The 19061-nt window shown below is 42.3% G+C and carries 21 protein-coding genes, 1 tRNA gene and 1 pseudogene; 4 read left to right on the top strand and 19 right to left on the bottom strand.

Annotated features, from left to right (window positions below; all coding sequences use genetic code 11):
- Nucleotides 1-6: 6 nt before the first annotated feature.
- Entirely contained in the window at nucleotides 7-963 is a 957-nt protein-coding gene (uvsE, locus tag MIC7126_RS0112570; protein WP_017653508.1) for a UV DNA damage repair endonuclease UvsE, read from the bottom strand.
- A 497-nt stretch (nucleotides 964-1460) separates the two neighbouring features.
- Between uvsE and MIC7126_RS0112565 the strand changes: the two genes are divergently transcribed.
- Nucleotides 1461-1676, top strand: coding sequence for a hypothetical protein (locus tag MIC7126_RS0112565; protein WP_017653507.1), 216 nt, complete (start codon nucleotides 1461-1463; stop codon nucleotides 1674-1676).
- Nucleotides 1677-2108: 432 nt separating this feature from the next.
- Here MIC7126_RS0112565 and MIC7126_RS0112560 read toward each other — a convergent pair.
- From MIC7126_RS0112560 to MIC7126_RS27525, 11 genes and pseudogenes are all read right to left on the bottom strand, one after another.
- A pseudogene (locus MIC7126_RS0112560) lies at nucleotides 2109-2375 on the bottom strand (type I restriction endonuclease subunit R); the annotation flags it as partial.
- Between the two features lie 5 nt (nucleotides 2376-2380).
- On the bottom strand, nucleotides 2381-2776 hold the full coding sequence (locus MIC7126_RS0112555; RefSeq protein ID WP_017653505.1) for a type II toxin-antitoxin system VapC family toxin: 396 nt from the start codon (nucleotides 2774-2776) through the stop codon (nucleotides 2381-2383).
- A complete protein-coding gene (locus tag MIC7126_RS0112550) occupies nucleotides 2773-2997 on the bottom strand; it encodes a hypothetical protein (protein WP_017653504.1) in 225 nt (74 codons plus the stop codon). Before MIC7126_RS0112550 ends, MIC7126_RS0112555 begins: the two co-directional genes overlap by 4 nt.
- A gap of 118 nt (nucleotides 2998-3115) precedes the next feature.
- Entirely contained in the window at nucleotides 3116-4165 is a 1050-nt protein-coding gene (locus tag MIC7126_RS0112545) for a PDDEXK nuclease domain-containing protein (protein WP_017653503.1), read from the bottom strand.
- A complete protein-coding gene (locus MIC7126_RS27530; protein WP_017653502.1) occupies nucleotides 4162-5454 on the bottom strand; it encodes a restriction endonuclease subunit S in 1293 nt (430 codons plus the stop codon). Before MIC7126_RS27530 ends, MIC7126_RS0112545 begins: the two co-directional genes overlap by 4 nt.
- 28 nt (nucleotides 5455-5482) lie before the next feature.
- Complete coding sequence (locus MIC7126_RS0112535) at nucleotides 5483-5737, bottom strand: type II toxin-antitoxin system RelE family toxin (RefSeq protein WP_017653501.1); 255 nt, start codon at nucleotides 5735-5737, stop codon at nucleotides 5483-5485.
- Nucleotides 5734-5943, bottom strand: coding sequence for a hypothetical protein (locus MIC7126_RS0112530; protein WP_017653500.1), 210 nt, complete (start codon nucleotides 5941-5943; stop codon nucleotides 5734-5736). Before MIC7126_RS0112530 ends, MIC7126_RS0112535 begins: the two co-directional genes overlap by 4 nt.
- Before the next feature lie 84 nt (nucleotides 5944-6027).
- Nucleotides 6028-7599, bottom strand: coding sequence for a class I SAM-dependent DNA methyltransferase (locus tag MIC7126_RS0112525; RefSeq protein ID WP_017653499.1), 1572 nt, complete (start codon nucleotides 7597-7599; stop codon nucleotides 6028-6030).
- Nucleotides 7600-7715: 116 nt separating this feature from the next.
- A tRNA-Pro gene (locus MIC7126_RS0112520) sits at nucleotides 7716-7789 on the bottom strand.
- A 60-nt stretch (nucleotides 7790-7849) separates the two neighbouring features.
- The gene (locus MIC7126_RS0112515; protein ID WP_017653498.1) at nucleotides 7850-8047 is read right to left on the bottom strand and encodes a hypothetical protein; all 198 of its coding nucleotides are present in this window, start codon (nucleotides 8045-8047) and stop codon (nucleotides 7850-7852) included.
- A 233-nt stretch (nucleotides 8048-8280) separates the two neighbouring features.
- On the bottom strand, nucleotides 8281-9561 hold the full coding sequence (locus MIC7126_RS27525) for an RNA-guided endonuclease InsQ/TnpB family protein (RefSeq protein ID WP_017653497.1): 1281 nt from the start codon (nucleotides 9559-9561) through the stop codon (nucleotides 8281-8283).
- Between the two features lie 601 nt (nucleotides 9562-10162).
- Between MIC7126_RS27525 and lipA the strand changes: the two genes are divergently transcribed.
- Together lipA and MIC7126_RS0112495 are read left to right on the top strand one after the other, a co-directional pair.
- Nucleotides 10163-11053, top strand: a complete 891-nt coding sequence (gene lipA / locus MIC7126_RS0112500) for a lipoyl synthase (protein ID WP_017653495.1) — start codon at nucleotides 10163-10165, stop codon at nucleotides 11051-11053.
- Nucleotides 11054-11092: 39 nt separating this feature from the next.
- Nucleotides 11093-12025 (top strand): NAD(P)H-dependent glycerol-3-phosphate dehydrogenase, encoded by a 933-nt coding sequence (locus tag MIC7126_RS0112495; protein ID WP_017653494.1) that lies wholly within the window; start codon nucleotides 11093-11095, stop codon nucleotides 12023-12025.
- 210 nt (nucleotides 12026-12235) lie between these two features.
- On the opposite strand, the gene MIC7126_RS0112490 is transcribed toward MIC7126_RS0112495, so the two are convergent.
- From MIC7126_RS0112490 to MIC7126_RS0112455, 7 genes are all read right to left on the bottom strand, one after another.
- On the bottom strand, nucleotides 12236-12967 hold the full coding sequence (locus tag MIC7126_RS0112490) for an energy-coupling factor ABC transporter ATP-binding protein (RefSeq protein ID WP_026100210.1): 732 nt from the start codon (nucleotides 12965-12967) through the stop codon (nucleotides 12236-12238).
- Nucleotides 12968-13186: 219 nt separating this feature from the next.
- On the bottom strand, nucleotides 13187-13837 hold the full coding sequence (locus MIC7126_RS0112480; RefSeq protein WP_017653491.1) for an energy-coupling factor transporter transmembrane component T family protein: 651 nt from the start codon (nucleotides 13835-13837) through the stop codon (nucleotides 13187-13189).
- The gene (locus tag MIC7126_RS0112475) at nucleotides 13830-14753 is read right to left on the bottom strand and encodes an energy-coupling factor ABC transporter permease (protein WP_017653490.1); all 924 of its coding nucleotides are present in this window, start codon (nucleotides 14751-14753) and stop codon (nucleotides 13830-13832) included. Before MIC7126_RS0112475 ends, MIC7126_RS0112480 begins: the two co-directional genes overlap by 8 nt.
- A 213-nt stretch (nucleotides 14754-14966) precedes the next feature.
- Entirely contained in the window at nucleotides 14967-15791 is an 825-nt protein-coding gene (locus tag MIC7126_RS0112470; RefSeq protein ID WP_017653489.1) for an energy-coupling factor ABC transporter ATP-binding protein, read from the bottom strand.
- Entirely contained in the window at nucleotides 15792-16601 is an 810-nt protein-coding gene (gene cbiQ / locus MIC7126_RS0112465; RefSeq protein WP_017653488.1) for a cobalt ECF transporter T component CbiQ, read from the bottom strand.
- Entirely contained in the window at nucleotides 16585-16899 is a 315-nt protein-coding gene (locus tag MIC7126_RS0112460) for an energy-coupling factor ABC transporter substrate-binding protein (RefSeq protein WP_017653487.1), read from the bottom strand. The genes cbiQ and MIC7126_RS0112460 overlap by 17 nt, the downstream gene beginning before the upstream one ends.
- Complete coding sequence (locus tag MIC7126_RS0112455; RefSeq protein ID WP_017653486.1) at nucleotides 16886-17653, bottom strand: energy-coupling factor ABC transporter permease; 768 nt, start codon at nucleotides 17651-17653, stop codon at nucleotides 16886-16888. Before MIC7126_RS0112455 ends, MIC7126_RS0112460 begins: the two co-directional genes overlap by 14 nt.
- Nucleotides 17654-17896: 243 nt before the next feature.
- Between MIC7126_RS0112455 and MIC7126_RS0112450 the strand changes: the two genes are divergently transcribed.
- Nucleotides 17897-18889: a multicopper oxidase domain-containing protein gene (locus tag MIC7126_RS0112450; RefSeq protein WP_017653485.1), complete on the top strand. Its 993-nt coding sequence runs from the start codon at nucleotides 17897-17899 to the stop codon at nucleotides 18887-18889.
- The last annotated feature ends 172 nt before the right edge of the window (nucleotides 18890-19061 follow it).

Genomic DNA, 19061 nt, shown 5'->3' with positions numbered 1-19061 from the left:
ACTACCTTATTTGTGATTATTCTCTATTAGCCACCAAGAACGCAAATGAGCGATCGCTACTTCTTTTTGTTTCGCTTCAACTTCAATCCACGGCGCTTGGTGATAGACATCAGGCATAGCCGTAATCATATCGCTGTGTTTTCTGTCACGGAAAGCCGTTTCACCATTAGAAATATGCACTAATTGCCAATCTGGATTTTCCCAGGTTTCTCGCGCCGCGTAAAACATAGCGGCGACACTCGGATCATCATAGCTATCTAGATTTTCGTGGCAAATATGGTGATGAGCATCAAAAACCATCGGGACACCAGTCGCTTCACACACCGCTAAAATTTCACTACCGCTGTAAGCATATTCATCATTCTCAAAAGTCAAGCGGCTTTTAATAGCGGGTGGTAATTCACAAATAACTCTCACCAATTGCTCTAGACGTTGAGATTTGCCACCATGAATATTCATCAACGACCAAGGAGAACGAGGTAAACCCAGCAAATCCATTGTGCGGGCGTGTCGTTCTAAAATTTTTATGCTTGTTTGCACCACATCCGCAGAATCAGAACTCAACACCACATATTGATCCGGGTGTAACACCATTCTGATCTGCAACTTTTCTGCCTTCTCACCAATTTTCCCTAAATCTGCACTCATCTCCTCCAAGATATCTGCTCCGATGTTGTCTTCCATATCACTCAAAGGAAACAAACCCGAAGACATGCGATATAGACGAATTTGATTTTCTTGACAAAAATCCAAAGCTGTGAATAGACGTTGCAAATTGTGCTGATAAATTTCTCGCAGACCGCTTTCCTGTTTTTCCCGACTCAGTTGCAAATAGCGGGTGCGCGTCATCGTCCGAAAGCGCACCTGTTTATCAGCAGTAATACAAACCAGCCCTAACTCCGGGGTCAAAGTTTTTTGCAGAGGCTCTAGATTAGTTAAAAACGGAGGCTGGATTGCAGTCATTAAATCTATTAAATCTTGATACCTCCTCCATTTAACTAGCTTCTGCCCCAAAAAGATCAGTATCCAAAGACAGAAATCACCTTTCCACCTCAGACAAAAATTTCTCAAAAAAAACTCCGCGTACCTTAGCGTTCACCTTTGTCTTGAAAAGTTTTGTGGAAGCGCAAAGTTGGCGGTGTCGGTTTCCGTCCCGCCAAACTTTGTAAGAAGGAGACCTTCCCCACAAACTTTTCGCTGCGTCACTCTGCGTTTAAAACTATCACTATGTTGGCTTCTTGAGCACACCCCCAAGCGTGAACCAGAAAACTTTCCGTCCACCTACAGCCACAGAACCAAAGACAGAATGTCAAGAAACCAATATGTACCTTTGGGGAGTTTAGTCAAGCTTCTGAAATATTTATTAATATAGATATAAATTCAACGCCAAAAATCAGTAAAAGCCCTGGCGAGAATTTCTGCATAGCTCACAAGATTTCTTATCAACCGAGCAAACAACTATGAACAACCAACCATCATCAGACTCTAAACAGTTTCTGGGAAATCTCAAAAATGGGATTTGGCTATTTGGCCTCTCATCTTGGGTTTTTGGAATCACAGACCGCAGCATTGCTTCCTTTGCAGACGGATATCTATCCGCTTCCGACATAACGCAACTATTCACCGCAGCTACATTCTTCATCGCTTGGCTATTTTTGAAGCCAGCAAGGATATAACTCAAAATTTAATCTAACAGGTGTGTGCCGAGTGCTTCTAAGTTCTGTATATGCCAAAAATCCAGTCGGGCTAGTTCTGAAAAATTGCAGAATTATCCCGATTTTTAATTAAAGTATCAAGTAATTTCCGTAGAGCGATCGCATCGTCACTTTGCATATAGATGACAACCTACGATTATCAAAAATATTGGCAGTTGTCTGGAGTAAACATTGATAAACTTAAGCAGTTCAATCGACAGATCTAAAAGCTAATAATACAACCAATTGATTTCCAACATTCAACGGTCAAAATTTCAGTACATTAACGGTGATTCATTTTAGCGACCTGCTCAATTAAGCTGCTCTTTCCTGTGAATACAAATACTGCTGAAATCCGATAAATACTTGACTGATATGCGATCGCTTAAAAACAAAATTCGCGGACGACGGGTGGGTTGGCAATTTTTCGGCGTATTTTTTGGCTTGTCCTAAACCTTCGGTATCTGGTAAGTCGCGTTTTTTCGCTTCGATGACGGCGAGTTTTTTACCACGATATATCAGTACATAATCGGCGATGTCTGATTGAGCGCGTTTACCGTTGCCAACTAAGCGACCAGGGGCAATAACTTCGCGGCGGATGCGACTACCTTCGATAACTCCCCAGCCTGCGGCTTTGAGTGCGGGGTCAATTAGTTCGGCACGGGTTTCGGCTTCATTCATAGTCTTTACTTGTGGTTGGGAATTACCTGAATCAGTCCAGTTTGGAATGCTGTATCGTAAGTGATGACGGGTAAACTTTCGAGTTCCGCTTGAGCCATGATCATGCGATCAAAGGGATCTCGATGGGCAATTGGTAGACTTCCGGCTCTGAGTGCATGGGCTGAGGTGATGGCAAATTCGATAAATCTTGCCCGATTTAATATCTGTGAATATTGTTCAACGAGTTGTTTTGCTTCAGGTAGTTTCCCAATGCGGTATTTAGTGGCAATTTCCCAAGCAGAAACACTACTCACCAAAATGCGATTATCGGGGTTGCGAATGATGTCTCGGCATTCAGTATCGAGTTTTGGGTCATCAAAGAGCCACCATAGTAGAATATGTGTGTCAATCAGGTAGTTCATTCCCATTGCTGAAGTTCTTCTTCTGGTAAGGGTTCAAAAAAAGCATCGCTGAGTTTTCCAGTTAGTAATCCTGGGGTACGCGGTTCAAGTTCGCTTACCGTCAGAGGTTGGGCAGTTTCCCGATTTAAACCTAAGCGAAAGTAGTGAATCAGATCATAAATTTCTGCGAGTTTATCTTCGGGGATGTTTTGCAGTTCTTGGACAATTTTCTGAATCAGCATAAGTCAAATCTTATGTATTTGATAGTTAATTGGGTTTCGGCTGCGCTCAACCTAGAGGTTTCGGCTCCCATTCGACAAGCTCAGGGCAAGTCGCTCAACCTGATGGTTTGCGCTTTGTTTATGATGGCTCATCTTTAGAGTATGGCAGTCGGCGGCGAGCAGATGCGATCGCTTCTTGCAGTTTAGCTTGTAACAACTCTTTAGGTGGTAATACGGTCAGGTATTCGGCAACATGAATACCGCTTTTATCTAGTTCTAATAATTCGATTTGCTCTTGCTTTTTACCTGCACATAAAATAATTCCTAGCGGTGACTGTTCGTCAAGCTCTTGGTCGTATTTGGCAAGCCAGCGCAGGTAAAGTTCCATTTGTCCTTTGTATTCGGGTTGGAAGCTACCTAGTTTGAGGTCAATGGCTACAAGACGTTTGAGTTTGCGGTTATAAAATAACAGGTCAATATAAAAATCATCGTTGTCGATTTGCAGGCGTTTTTGACGGGCGACGAAGGTAAAACCTGCACCGAGTTCTAGTAAAAATTGCTCAATTTCTCTAAGGATTGCATCTTCAAGGTCTTTTTCGAGATAGCGATCGCTCAATTCCAGAAAATCTAAAATATAAGGGTCTTTTAATAAAATATCGGGTGATACCTGTTGAGTTTGGCGCAGTTGCTCTAAATCATGGCGGATGGTTTCTTCAGGTTTGCGGGATAGGGCAGTGCGCTCAAATAGCATAGAGTTAATACGTTCTTGCAGTTGGCGGACGCTCCATCGTTCAAGTTTGGCGATTTCAATATAAAATTCTCGTTTTAGGGGATCTTCGATACCAATAATTAGTTTGAGATGCGACCAACTTAATTCCGCAGACAGTGTGTGCAGAATTTCCCGATCGGGAAAAACTTCTGCAATCAAAACGCAATAATTTAACTGTCGTTCGCTCCAACCTTTACCATAGGTCTGGGTGAGGTAGCGGGAGAGACTAATAATTACTTGTTTTCCATATTCAGCGCGTTGACCTTGCAGGATTTCGGTTTGGATGCGTTTACCAACTTGCCAATATAACAAAGTTATTTCTGCATTGATAGCAACGGCGGCGCGTTGTTTGGCGGTGTCAATCAGTTGACGGATTTCTTGAAACAAGCGATCGTTTGGTTGTGTCAGGTCATCACTCATGCTGCAATTTCCTGTTTAGCAGTTTTAGGGGTGTCTGCGGTGAGTTCGCCAGTAAAGGCTGTTTGCAGGATCGATTGTTTGAGTTCCTTGAGTGCAGCGATTTTTTGGCGGTAGATGGTTTCGAGACGTTGGGTTTCTGAAATTAGAGCATCAAAACTGTCTGCATATCGCTTCTGATCGTCAATTTTAGGATAAGAAATCTTTAGCTGAAGTTGACTCGTAATACCAATATATGCACGAGTTGAGCCAGCACCAGCAATCGTTTTAATCTCATTTTGAAAATATGGACTATGAAAAAAATAGTACAAGTATCTATTGTAGATAACTGACTTGTCTATAACTCGGTAGTAAGTAACTTGTGGTGTAAGAACTACACTAGAGTGAGTTGTTTTGAGTACAGCCGCCCGTCCTATAGTTCCTTTATGAGAAAGTAAAACATCACCATCTTTTGCAAATCCTTTTCGCAGAGAGTTAGCCTGTTCAAGTGTTATAAAATTGCAGTTCACTTGATCTACTATGCCATCTACAAGATCGGATGCCATGATAAATGGGACACCAAACTTCACAAAATCGGACTTTTTAGGATGTATTTCTCCATGATTACCATCTAAAGGCTTGTCTAGAATGCGCTGATCGACTAATTTCCCTACAGTTGTGGTAATCCACTCGTCGCCTTTCTGGGTAAAAATGGCGTTTAGATAGCTTTCAAATAGTTCGCGGGAGTTGGCGAGGTTTTTTTCGGTGTTTGCGATCGCTCTATCAATCCCCTCAAACGCCTCATCCAAAATTGCCACAATCCGCTTTTGTTCAGAAAGTGTAGGAATTGGTATTTTAGTATTTTTAATTTTTATTTGAGAAATATTAGGCTGTGCATTTCCCACAGCTTTTGAAATTAGTTCTGCTCTTTTTGATAGAAGAACATAATAGATAAACTCTGGAACAAATCTTTCATTAGGTAGTATTCCACATACAGCCTGATTAGTAGCTGCTTCAAATCGAAGGATTCCAACTTGACCTGCTGTTGCACCATACATTGCAACTAGAACAGTATTTACGGGAAATATTTTTGCTGAAGAGTTTTCTAAACCAACTGGAGTAATAAAGTTTTCAGATTTAAAGATTTCTCCTTGAGCAACTTCACCGCTTAAAAGCCAAGGAATATGCCCACCCTCATAATATTCTTTCTTAGATTTTAGCGGTGTACCACCTGCTCCGGTTTTACATACTTCGCCAATAGTTTTAATCTCCCATTCCACTGGCAACTGTCTACTGCCCACTGTCAACCGCATACCATCTCTTATTATTAGATTTCACAAATTAATAAGCATCTTTACGATGAATACTGCTCAAAATTATAACGAGCATTTCTTGGTCTTGAATTTCATAAATAACCCGATAACTTCCGACTCTAATTCGATACATGTTTTCATATCCCTTGAGCTTTTTTACTCCATTAGGTCGGGGAACATCAGCCAGGAGTCGAATATCAGCCAGCAGACGTTTTCGCTGTTTTTCAGAAAAATCATCTAGTTGTTTTTGGACAGGTTTAGGAATAATAACTCTGTAGCTCATCCTCGACTTGCCTCATATTCATCAAGAGTTAAATAATCACCTTCTTGATAAGCAAGTTGGGAAGAAATAATATTAGCTTTTTCCTCTTCAGTTATATCCTCTTCGATATGTCGCTCTTTAATAAACAATAAAAAATCCAATAATTCCGAGAGGAGAGTATCAGGAATTTGTTCAATTTCTCGAATAAGTTGTTCTTTAAGAGTCATGGCTTGTATCTTCGTGCAGTATTTATCGTGGTATTTCAAATACTAATACTAGACCATCAGGATGGGCTAATTCTGTTACGTCTGTCAACTACCCACTGTCAACTGGATAATTCCAGCCAAAATCTCCGCGCTCTCCGCATCCAAAGCCGCAATTTCATCCAAAATTTCCTGCGGTTCTCGTAACAGTGATTCCTCAGCTTTATTCTGATTCTTCACCGATAAATCAAACGTCTCCTGATCCAAATCAGCAATATCCACCAGCCAAGACTTTTCCGTTTCCGCAAACCTAGCCTGTAACTCCACAAACTCGTGCAAATCTTCATCATTCAGAGAATTGGTTTTACCCATATTCCGCCCCGGTTCGAGTTGGTAGTACCAAATTTTCTGAGTCGCCATCCCCTGAGTTAAAGGTTTTCCCTGAGAAAATAAAGGCGTTCCCTGAACGGAGTCAAAGGGCTTTCCTTTCTCAAAAAACAGCACCACCGTTTTTACCCCCGCCCCGATAAAAGTCCCACTCGGACAATCCAAAATCGTGTGCAGATTGCAACTACTCAAAAGCTCTTGACGCAACGCCCGCGAAGCATTGTCCGAATTTGACAGGAACGTATTTTTGATTACCACCGCCGCCCTACCGCCCATCTTCAGGATTTTGATGAAATGCTGCAAAAACAGAAACGCCGTTTCCCCTGTCTTAATCGAGAAATTCTGCTGTACTTCCTTGCGTTCTTTCCCCCCAAATGGCGGATTAGCCAAGATGACATCAAAACGATTCTTGTCCTGAATATCACTGAGATTTTCCGTCAGCGTGTTGGTGTGGATAATATTCGGCGCATCAATGCCATGCAAAATCATATTCATGATCGCAATCACATACGCCAAACTTTTCTTTTCTTTACCCGTAAATGTATGTTTTTGCAGTATCTCAAGCTCTTTTGTTGTCAGTTTACCCCGACGTAAATAGTCGTAACTCTCACACAAAAACCCAGCCGAACCGCAAGCCCCATCATAAATGCGATCGCCTATCTTCGGCTTCACCACCTGAATCATTGCCCGAATCAACGGACGCGGTGTATAATATTCACCTCCATTGCGTCCTGCATTGCCCATATTTTTGATTTTGGCTTCATAGAGATGGGATAGCTCGTGTTTCTCCTGTTGCGATCTAAACCGTAGCTCATCAACATATTCCAGCGCATCCCGCAAGCTGTAACCACTTTGGAACCTATTCTTAATCTCGCTAAAAATTTCCCCAATCTTGTATTCGATTGTGTCTGGACTGGTAGCCCGTTGCTTAAAACTCTGTAAATATGGGAATAACTTGCGGTTGACATAATCAATTAGATCATCGCCAATCAGCGCATTATCATGATCCAATGTACCATGGTTACTGAGCGTAGCCGAATTATTAACACTGAGCGTAGTCGAAGTGTCTGCTTTTTTCGGTGCTGCCCAAGATGACCAACGATGCGCCTCATCAATAATAAATTCATATGATTTGCCTGCTAGTTCAGCCTCTAGCGCCCTTTCCTGTTCCAAATCATCCAAATACTTCAGGAACAGCAACCAAGACGTCTGCTCGGTGTAATCTAACTCTGTAGTACAACCCGCCTCTTTCCAGAGAACATCATCAATATTTTTAAAAGTCTGCTCGAACATTTAGCCTTACTGTTAGGATTTTTCACGACAATAATCTGTTGAGACCACATTTAAATCGTTAATAACGACATTCATGTGTTAACAGCGACAAATAATTAGTTAATCGACAACCAAAATCGGGATGACTGGATTCGAACCAGCGGCCCCTTCGTCCCGAACGAAGTGCGCTACCAAGCTGCGCTACATCCCGCCGCAAAAAACGGCAATATAATTCCAACATATCATAACCAATAGCAAAAATCAATATTCCTCAATCTTTGCTACTTTTTTTCTGTTTGTCTAATTTCTCCTGAATTGCTTCTCTACAAAATTCAGGAGGATTTTCTTGTTGCTGTACTTCTTCTTTCATTTCTTTCGTGACACGAAAGCTCAATTTTTCTGGTAAAGGTTTTTCTCTGTGAGATTTAATTGGCTCTAAATTTTCTGGCTTACCCTTAGGATTAGGCATTGTTGAGAAATATAAATAAGGCTTGAGTGATATGGAGACAAACCATTAGATTTTAAATCAGTGGGTATCACAGCCTGGAAAACTTACTACCCACTGATACCACTTTTAGAAAGAGGCAATCTCTATTTTATGTTTACAAGGTCAGAACTTGAAATCAAGACCATCGAGGAATTGCGTAACTTGTGTCGCAGATATGGTGTCAAGCCAACTGGGAACCCTGGTTACAAAAGCTCCTACATCACATCTTTGCTCACATTTCCCGTGTTAGCACTCAAACAGATGAAAGAAATTGACACTCCCCCGCTAACCGCAAAGCGGTTAGCGGGAGATTCTTGCTTCTCAGAAACACGCTTTTTGGCGCAAGTACCAACGAGTCTTACTGCTTCTCCACAAGCTTGAATTTCTGTGTGTCCCACAGTATTTGTTGACAATATCCTGATCCCTTCTGCTCTCAAGTTCCGTGAGGCATTTTCATCTCTATCATGAGTTGTTTGGCAACCTGGACAAATCCACTCACGGATGCTTAGATTTAGCGAATCATTCTTGTATCCACAGCATGAACAAAGCTTTGTGCTGGGAAAGAATCTATCAACTTGAACAAATTTGCCTTTTTCTCTCTCTAGTTTGTAACTGATGAAATTAAGCAGCATACCAAAACCAGCATCATGTATTGACTTAGCTAATTTAGTACGTACTAATCCTTTAATACAAAGGTTCTCAGCTACTATGACTTGGTTATCGTCAACTAACTTTCGTGAGAGTTTATGGAGAAAATCTTGTCGAGTGTTAGATATTTTTTCGTGAACTTTAGCAACTAATTTAACCGCTTTGCGCCTATTGTTAGATCCTTTGATTTTACGGGATAAAGCTTTTTGTCTAATTCTCAGTCGTTTAGCATACTTTCTAGTTGGCTTGATTGGGTCAACCTTATAACAGGTTTCACCGTCAAAGACAGTTACTAGACTATTTAACCCAAGATCGATTCCTGATATCTTCCCCTGCTTTGTAGTGAACAACTCATTAGTCTCGAACAGTATCGCCGCAAAATATTTATCTGTACTTGTCTTAGAAACAGTTACGGATTTAATTTTGCCATTGATGCTCTTAGAGAGACTGGCTTTAATTAATCCCAGCTTGGGAAGCTTTAAATTACCTCCCTTAATCGAACAGCTTTCAGGAAAACGGATTGACTGTTTTGAGTGCTTGCTTTTGAACTTAGGGAATCTGGTACGTTTTGCAAAAAAGTTTTTAAACGCAGTTTCTAGATTCTTAAGTGATTGTTGCAGAACAGCAGCAGTTGGTTCTTGTAACCATTCATAATCAGCTAGTTTCTTCAACTGGGTAAGGTCTTTAGCCATCTGGGAGTAAGTCATGCCCGAACCCGTTTCTTCATATTGAGTATTAGTTTTATTAAGGTATAAATTCCAAACAAAGCGGGAACATCCAAAGCTTTTAGCCAAGGATATTTCCTGTTCTTTGTTCGGGTAAATTCTGACCTTCAATACATCTAACATCAATATGACCAAGTCCCTCTTAAAAAAATGATTCGCTGCGCTCAGTTTTATAGTGGTCGCAATTCATCTCCCGTTACAGTCGTAGACTTAACGGGAGTCCTCTTGCTCCATTAAGATAGAGGATTGAAAAATCCTAGCTTTGGTAATTTTCAAGACATGGGAATAACGCTAGATGGGATGGGAGCGCCTACAGAGGAGCAAGTAGCACTCATCAGGATATCCCTTGAAGGGAGAAGAATGAGTTACCCCCAAAGGTATGAGCAAGAAAGATTGTTGAGCTTGTACAAAGCAAAAGTGCTGCTTGAGGAAATTATTGAGCTTTTGAACCAGTAGTAATTACTTAGTCTCTGAATAATCGCAAAAGTCCTCTAAGTTCGATGCTAGGGGACTTTCTTATATTCAAAATTTATTCTGTAAGCTATCTGATCAGCCTGAATGACGGTAAAAATAGAGATAATTATCAGTGAGCATCTATTGAACATGTCATTTTGCATCAGAATATACCTAAAATAAATACTCGAAGATTGAAAATAGCTAGTTTAAGTATATTTTGAGCAATTTATTGTGGAGCCAAGGCTAGAAGTACTAATTTTACCTATTTATGAAAAAACCAGATTGGTTGCGAGTGAAAGCGCCTCAGTGGGAGCGCGTCGGTAACGTCAAAGATATTTTACGAGATTTAGCGCTCAATACAGTTTGTGAAGAAGCATCTTGTCCCAACATTGGCGAGTGTTTCCAAGCTGGTACCGCCACATTTTTAATTATGGGGCCAGCCTGTACCCGCGCCTGTCCCTACTGCGATATAGATTTTGAGAAAAAACCCCAACCGCTAGATCCTACAGAACCAGCGCGATTAGCTGAAGCGGTTCGGAGAATGCGACTCAATCATGTGGTAATTACTTCTGTGAACCGGGACGATTTACCTGATGGTGGTGCATCTCAGTTTGTCCAGTGTATTACAGCCGTGCGGACAATTTCACCCCAGACTACCATTGAGGTGTTAATTCCTGACTTGTGCGGTAATTGGCAAGCTTTAGAGATTATTCTAGAAGCTGCACCAGAAGTACTCAATCACAATACAGAAACTATCTCGCGCTTATATCGCCGCGTCCGTCCCCAAGGTAACTACGATCGCACACTAGAATTATTACAGCGTTCTCGTCAAATCGCCCCTTGGACATACACCAAATCGGGAATCATGGTGGGACTTGGCGAAACTGACGCCGAAATTCGCCAAGTCATGCAAGACTTGCGCTCTGTCGATTGCGATATCTTAACAATTGGGCAATACCTCCAACCTAGTCAAAAACATCTCAAAGTAGATGATTTCATTACCCCAGTACAATTTGCTGACTGGAAAGCATTCGGCGAAGAAATAGGATTTTTACAAGTTGTTTCTTCACCCTTGACCAGAAGCTCATATCATGCAGAACAAGTCAGGGAATTAATACAACGCTACCCCCGCAGCAGGAAATCAGCTGATGGAGAGTAAAACACTTGACACTTGACCATCAACAATCACATCTACCACATGCCAAATGACCAACCACAAACCGTAACCATTTTGGGAGCAGGTGCTTGGGGCACAGTTCTCGCAAATTTGGCATTTTCCAATGGACACAGGGTGCGTTTGTGGTCACGTGATGGATCGTCTACTCTAGAAGAAGTGCTGCAAGATGCCCAAATCATCCTTTCTGCAATTTCCATGAAAGGTGTAGGGGATGTAGTCGCACAAGTCAAGTCTTTTGCTGTTTCTCCACAAACAATTTTTGTCACAGCGACGAAAGGATTAGATCCCAAAACCACCTTGACGCCTTCACAAATTTGGCAAACAGCATTCCCTCACCACCCAGTGGTGGTTTTATCAGGGCCTAATTTATCCCAAGAAATTCAACAGGAATTACCAGCCGCTACAGTAGTTGCTAGTAGTGTATCTACTGCGGCTGAATATGTGCAACTGGTCTTTTCTTCCAGTCGTTTCCGTGTATATACCAATGCCGACCCTGTGGGAGTAGAATTGGGTGGTACACTAAAAAACGTGATTGCGATCGCCTCTGGTGTGTGCGATGGTTTACACTTGGGAACCAACGCCAAAGCTGGTTTAGTCACCCGTGGACTCACAGAAATGGTTCGCATCGGTAACTTTTGGGGAGCGAAAACCGAGACATTTTACGGTTTATCAGGTTTAGGAGATTTACTCGCCACTTGCAATAGTCCTTTGAGTCGCAATTATCAAGTAGGCTACCAACTAGCTCACGGTAAGACACTCACAGAGATTCTGGCGAGTTTACCAGGAACTGCCGAAGGCGTCAACACATGCCGAGTTCTAGTGCAAAAAGCCCAACAGCAAAATATTCCCATTCCCATTACAGCGCAAGTTTACCGCTTACTTGCAGGTGAAATTACCCCACAACAGGCGCTGGATGAATTAATGTTGCGAGACATCAAGCCGGAGTATAACTAGTACAAGAAGGATGAAGTCTGAAGTCTGAAGTCTGAAGTCTGAAGTCTGAAGTCTGAAGGATGAAGATTTTGTAGGTTGGGTGAAGTGTAACGCAACCCAACACCCAGATCCTACTTCTAATGAACTATTTTAGCTGTGTCAGTCTAGTAGGGCGCGTTAGGACTTTAGTCCGTAACGCACCGACGATGCTAGCCTCAGCGCCCCTATTTCCTACCAATCTATGGGTAAACCCAATTTCTCTAAAGTTTCCCCATCTTGCAGAAGTGGTTGGATGTCGGTGTCTAAAGCGATGCTACCACCTGCTAAAACTAAAGCACGTTGCGTGATTTTACTTAACCAGTGGAGGTCATGGGAAGCAATTAACATCACTTGCACAGGCAACTTTAATAATACTTGTGCTAAATGACGCCGCCATGCAGGGTCAAGACCAGTGGTTGGCTCGTCCAAAATGAGAATTGTCGGATTTAATGCCAAAATTGCGGCTAAAGCAGCAAGGCGTCTTTGTCCACCAGAAAGTTCGTGAGCGGAACGGTGGGCGTAGGCTTCGAGTCCAAAATCTGCTAATAACTGTCGCGCTTGATCTGTAGCGATCGCTGGAGCTACGCCATAATTGCGAGGCCCAAAGGTGATATCTTCAATAATGGTAGGCATAAATAATTGGTCGTTGGCATCTTGGAAACCAAAGCCGATATAGCGACGCACTTGCGGTAAATTTTGAGGCTCTACCAGGATATGATTAATCCAAATTTTCCCGGCTTGTGGTTGTTTTAAACCAATCAAATTTTCTAATAAAGTACTTTTTCCTGAACCAGTAGCCCCCATCAACGCCACGCGATCGCCTGCATTTAAACTAAAGGAAATATCCTGCAAAACTGGCTCTTGACGAGCATAAGCATACACCAAGTTTTGCACCTCGACGATGTTTTTAGGGGAATGGGGCATGGGGGGGTGGGGAGATGGGGGGATGGGGAGTGTGGGGGGTGTGGGAGGTGTGGGGAGATGGGGAGATGGGGAGATGGGGAGGTGGGGAAATTAGAGATAACTAATACTAATTTGAACAAAGAATGAGACAAATAGATTGTAGGGGCAAACGGTTGTTTGCCCTCACCCACCATACATCTGTCGCAAAGATTATTGAAATTGGTATAATTGCAAATAACATTAAATATAAGAACTGATTGTAATACAAATAGCGATCGCTCCTGCTAATAATAAGACGCCGCGCTGTTTTGGTGTGGATGTAGCATCTAGGGGTAACTGTCCGTTATAACCACGGGAGATCATGGCGGCGTAGACTCGCTCGGCTCTATCTAAACTGCGGAGATATAATGCTCCAATCATGGCTGCACTAGTGTAACGCAACCAGCCAGCGGCGCCATTGATGCCTCGGAGTTGGGCGCTACGCTGCATTCTTGTGACTTCAGACAACAAAATTTCCAGGTATTGTCCAGCCAAGAGCAAATTTTCTTTTAACGCTGCTGGGAGGGGTAAGTTTTTGAGGGCGATACCGAAACTGTGGGGAGGTAAGGTTAACAAAAAACTATTCATGGCCAGGAGACAAATTAACGATCGCACTAACAAAAAACTAGCGCGTTCCCATCCCAAGGGTAAGGCTAATAATGACAGGAAAATCAATTCTGTGCCTAGTAATTTTCCCAAATGAGAAATGGGTACTCGTAACAGCCAAGCCCACAAAATAGCGATCGCTCCATATACACCTAAGCTATACCAAGCTTGATGTTTTAATAAAGCTGCGCCAATTACAATCACTAAAGATAATTGCAAACGTAAGGGTAAGGAAATCTCAAGCATTTTTCGGTTTGACTATTTTCGCAATCCCGAAAGCGACAGCAAAGCAAACTGCAGATCCAATCAAGCCGGCGATACTAGTACCAATGGCGCCTAATCCTTGAATACCATAGTCAGCTAGGGGTGTGGGCACAATAACGCGGACGTTTTCTGCTAGTTTGATAAAGCCGATATTTTCTGCTACTTTCTCTAAGCCGTCAGGCCAAGCTGAAGCAAATAGGGATAATACACCTGCAATTAATAAAATAGTTACCACAGGAACTGACCAGCCGCGAAACTTTTGCTGTTCTCCTGGTAACAAATCTGGTCTAGCTTGGGAAAGGTAAGTCAACACACTGCCGGTAATTAATCCTTCCCCAATCCCAATTAGGATATGGGTTCCCGTCATAGCTGTTAACACTATACCAATTAATGCGGTTCCGGAAAGAGCTAATTCTAACGCGCAGGCGATCGCCGCTACCACTACACTAACACCCGCTGCAATTCCCGCTGCTAAAGGTAAGCGTCTTTGTGATCCGCCGAATAGCCGCTGTAAAGTTTGAGTCAGCGCCCAGCCTACCCAAACGCCAATTACCCCCATGTTTAAAATATTGGTGCCCAAAACTGTAATTCCGCCATCCGCAAATAACACAGCCTGGATAATCAACACTGTAGCAATACATAGCATCCCCGCCCACGGGCTACCTAAGATAACTGCAGCTAGGGTTCCCCCCAACAAGTGACCACTGGTGCCCCCAGCTACAGGAAAATTGATCATCTGGGCGGCAAAAATAAAGGCGGTAGTTAAGCCGAGAACCGGGGCGCGGCGGATCCCAAAGGCTACTTGCGATCGCCTTAAAGCAATACTGAGAGCAGCGACACTTATGACACCAGTAGCTGCTGCCACCGGTAGAGAAATAAATCCATCAGGAATGTGCATTATTTGCCTTGTGTTTAATAGTTAGATTCACACAAATTTGACAATGTAATTGCGGCACCACATTAATAAAAAGCAGAAATTCTCCACTATTTGCAATGCCCTCATGGGGGATTTTAGAGTATTTCCTAGGCTATATTGACAATAAAATATACGTTAAATGTTGTACTTACTTATCGTCGTGCAAATTTTTATTAAAACTACTCCTGTACAACCCTACCCAAATACATGACTAATTTTTTGATGTAATCTTTCTAAAATTACTCTTTCTTCGGCGTTGGCTGCAGTTAATAACATTTCATATATCACTGGTACTTCTATTTGTAATGATGCCAAAATATGCTTTTGGGCAAACACATCATCAGGTTTACCCTCTAATATTAATTGTCCTTGATCCATCACAAAAACCCAGTCTGCCCAACGATAAACTAAATCTAGATCATGGGTTGCCATGAGGATTGTTGTTCCCTGCTGATGAATTTTTTGCAAGGTTGTCATCAGGTTACGGCTATGCAGTTGATCTAGATATGCTGTGGGTTCATCTAATAATAATAATTCTGGTTTTAGTACCATGACATCAGCAATAGAAACTCGCTTTTTCTGACCTAAGCTGAGGTGATGTACTGGTCTTTGAGCTAATTCTGTTAGTCCAAATTCAACTAAAGTTTGCTCTACTCGCTGTTTAATTTCTGCTGCGGGTAAACCTAAATTACACAAACCATAAGAAATATCTTCTTCTACTGTCGCCGCTACTAGCTGTTGCTCTGGGTCTTGAAAAATTAATCCTACTTTTTGGCGTAAGGCTATTAAAGATTTGCGGTCATATTGCAGCGGTTTTCCTTGCCAACTAATGACGCCAGTTTGAGGTTTATATAGACCATTGGCTAATAAAAACAGAGTGGTTTTTCCACAACCATTATGACCAATTAAAGCGCATTTTTTCTTAGCTGGTACTTTAAGGGTTAAGCCTTTGAGTGCTAATTGCTGTCCACCTAAATATGTATAATTTATCTGCTGAAATTCGAGTAATGATGATTGCATTCAAGGTATGATTGAAAAGTTAGGTAATTTCCATGCTAATAATATTAATATTACACAACCTATTATCGCTTCTAGAGCATATCTTTGAGATCGATGATGGCGATGGGAATGCCAGACTCGGAATTCACCATCAAAGCCCCGTGACGCCAAACTTAAAGAAACTTGACGATAATTTTCTAGAGTCCGCTGGAGTAATTGTCCAATCAATAAAGCTAAACTTTTCATTCCCGTGCTGAATGTAGAGTAGCCACCGCGAGATGTTTGAGCAATCCATAAATCGGTAGCTGTGTTTAAGAGCACGAAAATAAAGCGATACATTAATAATAATAAGTCGGTTAATAATACAGGAACGCCGACTCGCCGCAAAGTCTGTAACAGATCCGTAAATGGGATGGTGAGCATGACAAAATATAAGCAGGAAAGCGAGGCGATCGCTCTTGTGAAAATTGTCAGCCCCTGGTCAATACCATGACGGCTAAGATATAGATAATAACTGCCTATCTTCCACCCAGTAATTGAGTCATGATACACTAAATTTAGGTGAGAACTATCAACACCATTAATCACTAAAGCTGGTAAACTGGTTAACCAAAACAAACTGGCAACATAGACTAACTGCAAATAAATTTTAAGAGGAATACCCGCATAAACAACAGTCCAAATACTCATCCAAATAGCAATCAAAATCTGAATCGGAGGATGGGTAAAAGCGGCGATGATTAAAAGTGCGATCGCCAACAATAACTTCTGTTCTGGTGCTAACCACCGCAGGCGATTTGTGTAAGCCAGGGTGTCAATCCGTATTCTCATCACGACTTCGACGCTGTTGGGCGCGCCCCTTATACAAACCAATTACATAGCCAATGACGCCAGTACCTAAAGCTGCTTGCGAGGTAAATAATAAGCTTTCCACTTCACTACTAGGCGGTTCAAACAGCGGTTTAAACCAAGGTTCATATCCAGGTTTAACTTCACTAATTGCTTTTTCAGCTTTGTCGTCTGAACCTGTAAACTCACCCCCATGCACAAATATTAATGGTACAACGGCTAAGGTGATGACTGCTAAAATCAACAACCAGTTACTCAATCCTTGTTTAGATCGATTCATTTTTAGGTTCCTGTTTAATCAAATTCAAAAGTTCTAGTTCTTGCGGACTGTAGGATTGTAGCCAGTTCCACACCAACACAGTCAGCAATCCTTCGCTAATGGCCAAAGGGACTTGAGTAAGGGCGAAAATTCCGGCAAACTTGACGAATGAAGCGATAAATCCCCCCACAGGTGCGGGAAAAGCTAAAGCAAGTTGTATGGAAGTAATAATATAGGTGAGTAAATCTGCTAAAGCAGCGGCTAAAAAAATGGCGATTCTTTGCTTACCAGTTAACTGCATCATCAGGTTATATATCCAGTAAGCCGCAAAGGGGCCAGCTATAGCCATCGAAAATGCATTAGCGCCCAATGTTGTCAAACCACCATGAGCTAACAGCAAAGCTTGAAACAACAAAACCAAGCTACCCAACACCGACATCGCTAAAGGCCCGAATAACACCGCACCTAAACCAGTTCCTGTCGGATGAGAACAACTCCCAGTAACTGAGGGAATTTTCAGCGCTGATAAGACGAAGCTAAAAGCGCCCGCCAATGCTAAGAGTAATTTTAGCTCTGGGTTGGCTTTGGTGATCCGAGCGAGCGATCGCCATCCCAAAACCAAAAATGGTAAAGCCACTAACCACCAAAAAATCGCCCAAACCCCCGGTAAATAACCTTCCATAATATGCATCGCGTAAGCTGGCGCCGGTGCGATCGCTACTACATAAAAGCTCAAAACCCCGATGAAAATTAGCGATGCTCGATTTCGTTGCATAGTAACATAAGGGATTATTTATAAAGTAAAGCTTAAATGGTAGGGTGCGTTAAAGCAACGCGCAACGCACCGCTTGATCATGGTGCGTTACGGCAATTTATACTGTCGCTCATACTCAAATCCTGACACTGCCGTAACACACCCTACTAGCATATCTAGTATTGATAATAATTTTTAATTCAGATAATATATATACTTGCTAATTTTTGGCAACCTTTGCTGCTGAAAACCGTTAATCATGCCATGCCCAATAACTTCGCTCTAGATCAAGATGAACTTTGGAGCCGCCGACAATTACTCAAACTAGGATTATGTGGGGCTGGAGTCGCAGGTGCGGGCGCACTTTGGTACACGCTCAATCTCCAAAAACCAATTGTCAAAGTGCCACCTCTGGAGATAGAAACAGCAGATAACACAACTAATCCCATGAAAATGCTCAGGGATTTTAATTATGGGACAATTAAACAAGAAAATGGGCGCACAATTCGAGAATTTCAGTTAGTCGCTGGTACTTCCACAATTCAACTCAACAGTGCAGTATCATACAACATTTGGGACTTGAACGGTCGCATACCAGGGCCGACACTCAGAGCCAAACAAGGCGATCGCATTCGCGTCCTCTTCCTCAACCAAGCGGGACATTCCCATTCTCTCCATTTTCATGGTGTCCATCCCGCAGAAATGGACGGCGTTCGCCCCATCAGCCACAACAAAGCCACCATTTATGAGTTTGATGCCGAGCCTTATGGTGTACATTTATACCATTGCCACGTCGAACCAGTCACCCGCCACATTGCCAAGGGGCTGTATGGGATGTTTATCATCGATCCGCCCACACCTCGTCCTCCCGCTGATGAAATCGTGCTGGTGATGAGTGGGTATGACATCAACGATGATAACCACAATGAATACTACGCCTTTAACGGCTTGCCGCATCACTACATGCATCACCCGATTCCTATTTACCAAAACCAGTTGATTCGCTTGTACGTCCTCAACATTATCGAATTCGATCCCGCTGTCACCTTTCACCTCCACGCTAACTTTTTTGACGTCTATCGTTATGGGATGAGTATGACTGCGAGCGAGAAAACCGACGTGATCACCATGGGTATAGCCGAAAGACACATCTTAGAATTCGCCTTTCGCTACCCAGGTAAGTATATGTTTCACCCCCACCAAGACGCGATCGCCGAAAACGGATGCATGGGAGAATTTGAGGTAATTAAGGCTTGAAAAAAAGAGTCAACAATCAAGAATTATTTTTCCCAGATCCCATTCCCTCGCAGCAATAAATTGAAAAAAATTATTAAATTCCTAGTGGAGATGTGAGAACTAGTTGATAAAAACTTCCATTATATGGAAAAGTTAAATAGATGACACAGCGTCAAACTCGCCGTTGATAGTG

It is taken from the genome of Fortiea contorta PCC 7126, from assembly GCF_000332295.1.
Classification (GTDB): domain Bacteria; phylum Cyanobacteriota; class Cyanobacteriia; order Cyanobacteriales; family Nostocaceae; genus Fortiea; species Fortiea contorta.
The sequence above is the reverse complement of the archived record's forward strand: the minus strand, read 5'-3'. Positions and strand labels throughout refer to the sequence as shown.

What these genes read in the sequence shown, in the direction of transcription:
- uvsE (WP_017653508.1), bottom strand. Translation starts at nt 963, where the DNA reads ATGACTGCAATCCAGCCTCCGTTTTTAACTAATCTAGAGCCTCTGCAA.
- MIC7126_RS0112565 (WP_017653507.1), top strand. Translation starts at nt 1,461, where the DNA reads ATGAACAACCAACCATCATCAGACTCTAAACAGTTTCTGGGAAATCTC.
- MIC7126_RS0112555 (WP_017653505.1), bottom strand. Translation starts at nt 2,776, where the DNA reads ATGAACTACCTGATTGACACACATATTCTACTATGGTGGCTCTTTGAT.
- MIC7126_RS0112550 (WP_017653504.1), bottom strand. Translation starts at nt 2,997, where the DNA reads ATGCTGATTCAGAAAATTGTCCAAGAACTGCAAAACATCCCCGAAGAT.
- MIC7126_RS0112545 (WP_017653503.1), bottom strand. Translation starts at nt 4,165, where the DNA reads ATGAGTGATGACCTGACACAACCAAACGATCGCTTGTTTCAAGAAATC.
- MIC7126_RS27530 (WP_017653502.1), bottom strand. Translation starts at nt 5,454, where the DNA reads ATGCGGTTGACAGTGGGCAGTAGACAGTTGCCAGTGGAATGGGAGATT.
- MIC7126_RS0112535 (WP_017653501.1), bottom strand. Translation starts at nt 5,737, where the DNA reads ATGAGCTACAGAGTTATTATTCCTAAACCTGTCCAAAAACAACTAGAT.
- MIC7126_RS0112530 (WP_017653500.1), bottom strand. Translation starts at nt 5,943, where the DNA reads ATGACTCTTAAAGAACAACTTATTCGAGAAATTGAACAAATTCCTGAT.
- MIC7126_RS0112525 (WP_017653499.1), bottom strand. Translation starts at nt 7,599, where the DNA reads ATGTTCGAGCAGACTTTTAAAAATATTGATGATGTTCTCTGGAAAGAG.
- MIC7126_RS0112515 (WP_017653498.1), bottom strand. Translation starts at nt 8,047, where the DNA reads ATGCCTAATCCTAAGGGTAAGCCAGAAAATTTAGAGCCAATTAAATCT.
- MIC7126_RS27525 (WP_017653497.1), bottom strand. Translation starts at nt 9,561, where the DNA reads ATGTTAGATGTATTGAAGGTCAGAATTTACCCGAACAAAGAACAGGAA.
- lipA (WP_017653495.1), top strand. Translation starts at nt 10,163, where the DNA reads ATGAAAAAACCAGATTGGTTGCGAGTGAAAGCGCCTCAGTGGGAGCGC.
- MIC7126_RS0112495 (WP_017653494.1), top strand. Translation starts at nt 11,093, where the DNA reads ATGCCAAATGACCAACCACAAACCGTAACCATTTTGGGAGCAGGTGCT.
- MIC7126_RS0112490 (WP_026100210.1), bottom strand. Translation starts at nt 12,967, where the DNA reads ATGCCCCATTCCCCTAAAAACATCGTCGAGGTGCAAAACTTGGTGTAT.
- MIC7126_RS0112480 (WP_017653491.1), bottom strand. Translation starts at nt 13,837, where the DNA reads ATGCTTGAGATTTCCTTACCCTTACGTTTGCAATTATCTTTAGTGATT.
- MIC7126_RS0112475 (WP_017653490.1), bottom strand. Translation starts at nt 14,753, where the DNA reads ATGCACATTCCTGATGGATTTATTTCTCTACCGGTGGCAGCAGCTACT.
- MIC7126_RS0112470 (WP_017653489.1), bottom strand. Translation starts at nt 15,791, where the DNA reads ATGCAATCATCATTACTCGAATTTCAGCAGATAAATTATACATATTTA.
- cbiQ (WP_017653488.1), bottom strand. Translation starts at nt 16,601, where the DNA reads ATGAGAATACGGATTGACACCCTGGCTTACACAAATCGCCTGCGGTGG.
- MIC7126_RS0112460 (WP_017653487.1), bottom strand. Translation starts at nt 16,899, where the DNA reads ATGAATCGATCTAAACAAGGATTGAGTAACTGGTTGTTGATTTTAGCA.
- MIC7126_RS0112455 (WP_017653486.1), bottom strand. Translation starts at nt 17,653, where the DNA reads ATGCAACGAAATCGAGCATCGCTAATTTTCATCGGGGTTTTGAGCTTT.
- MIC7126_RS0112450 (WP_017653485.1), top strand. Translation starts at nt 17,897, where the DNA reads ATGCCCAATAACTTCGCTCTAGATCAAGATGAACTTTGGAGCCGCCGA.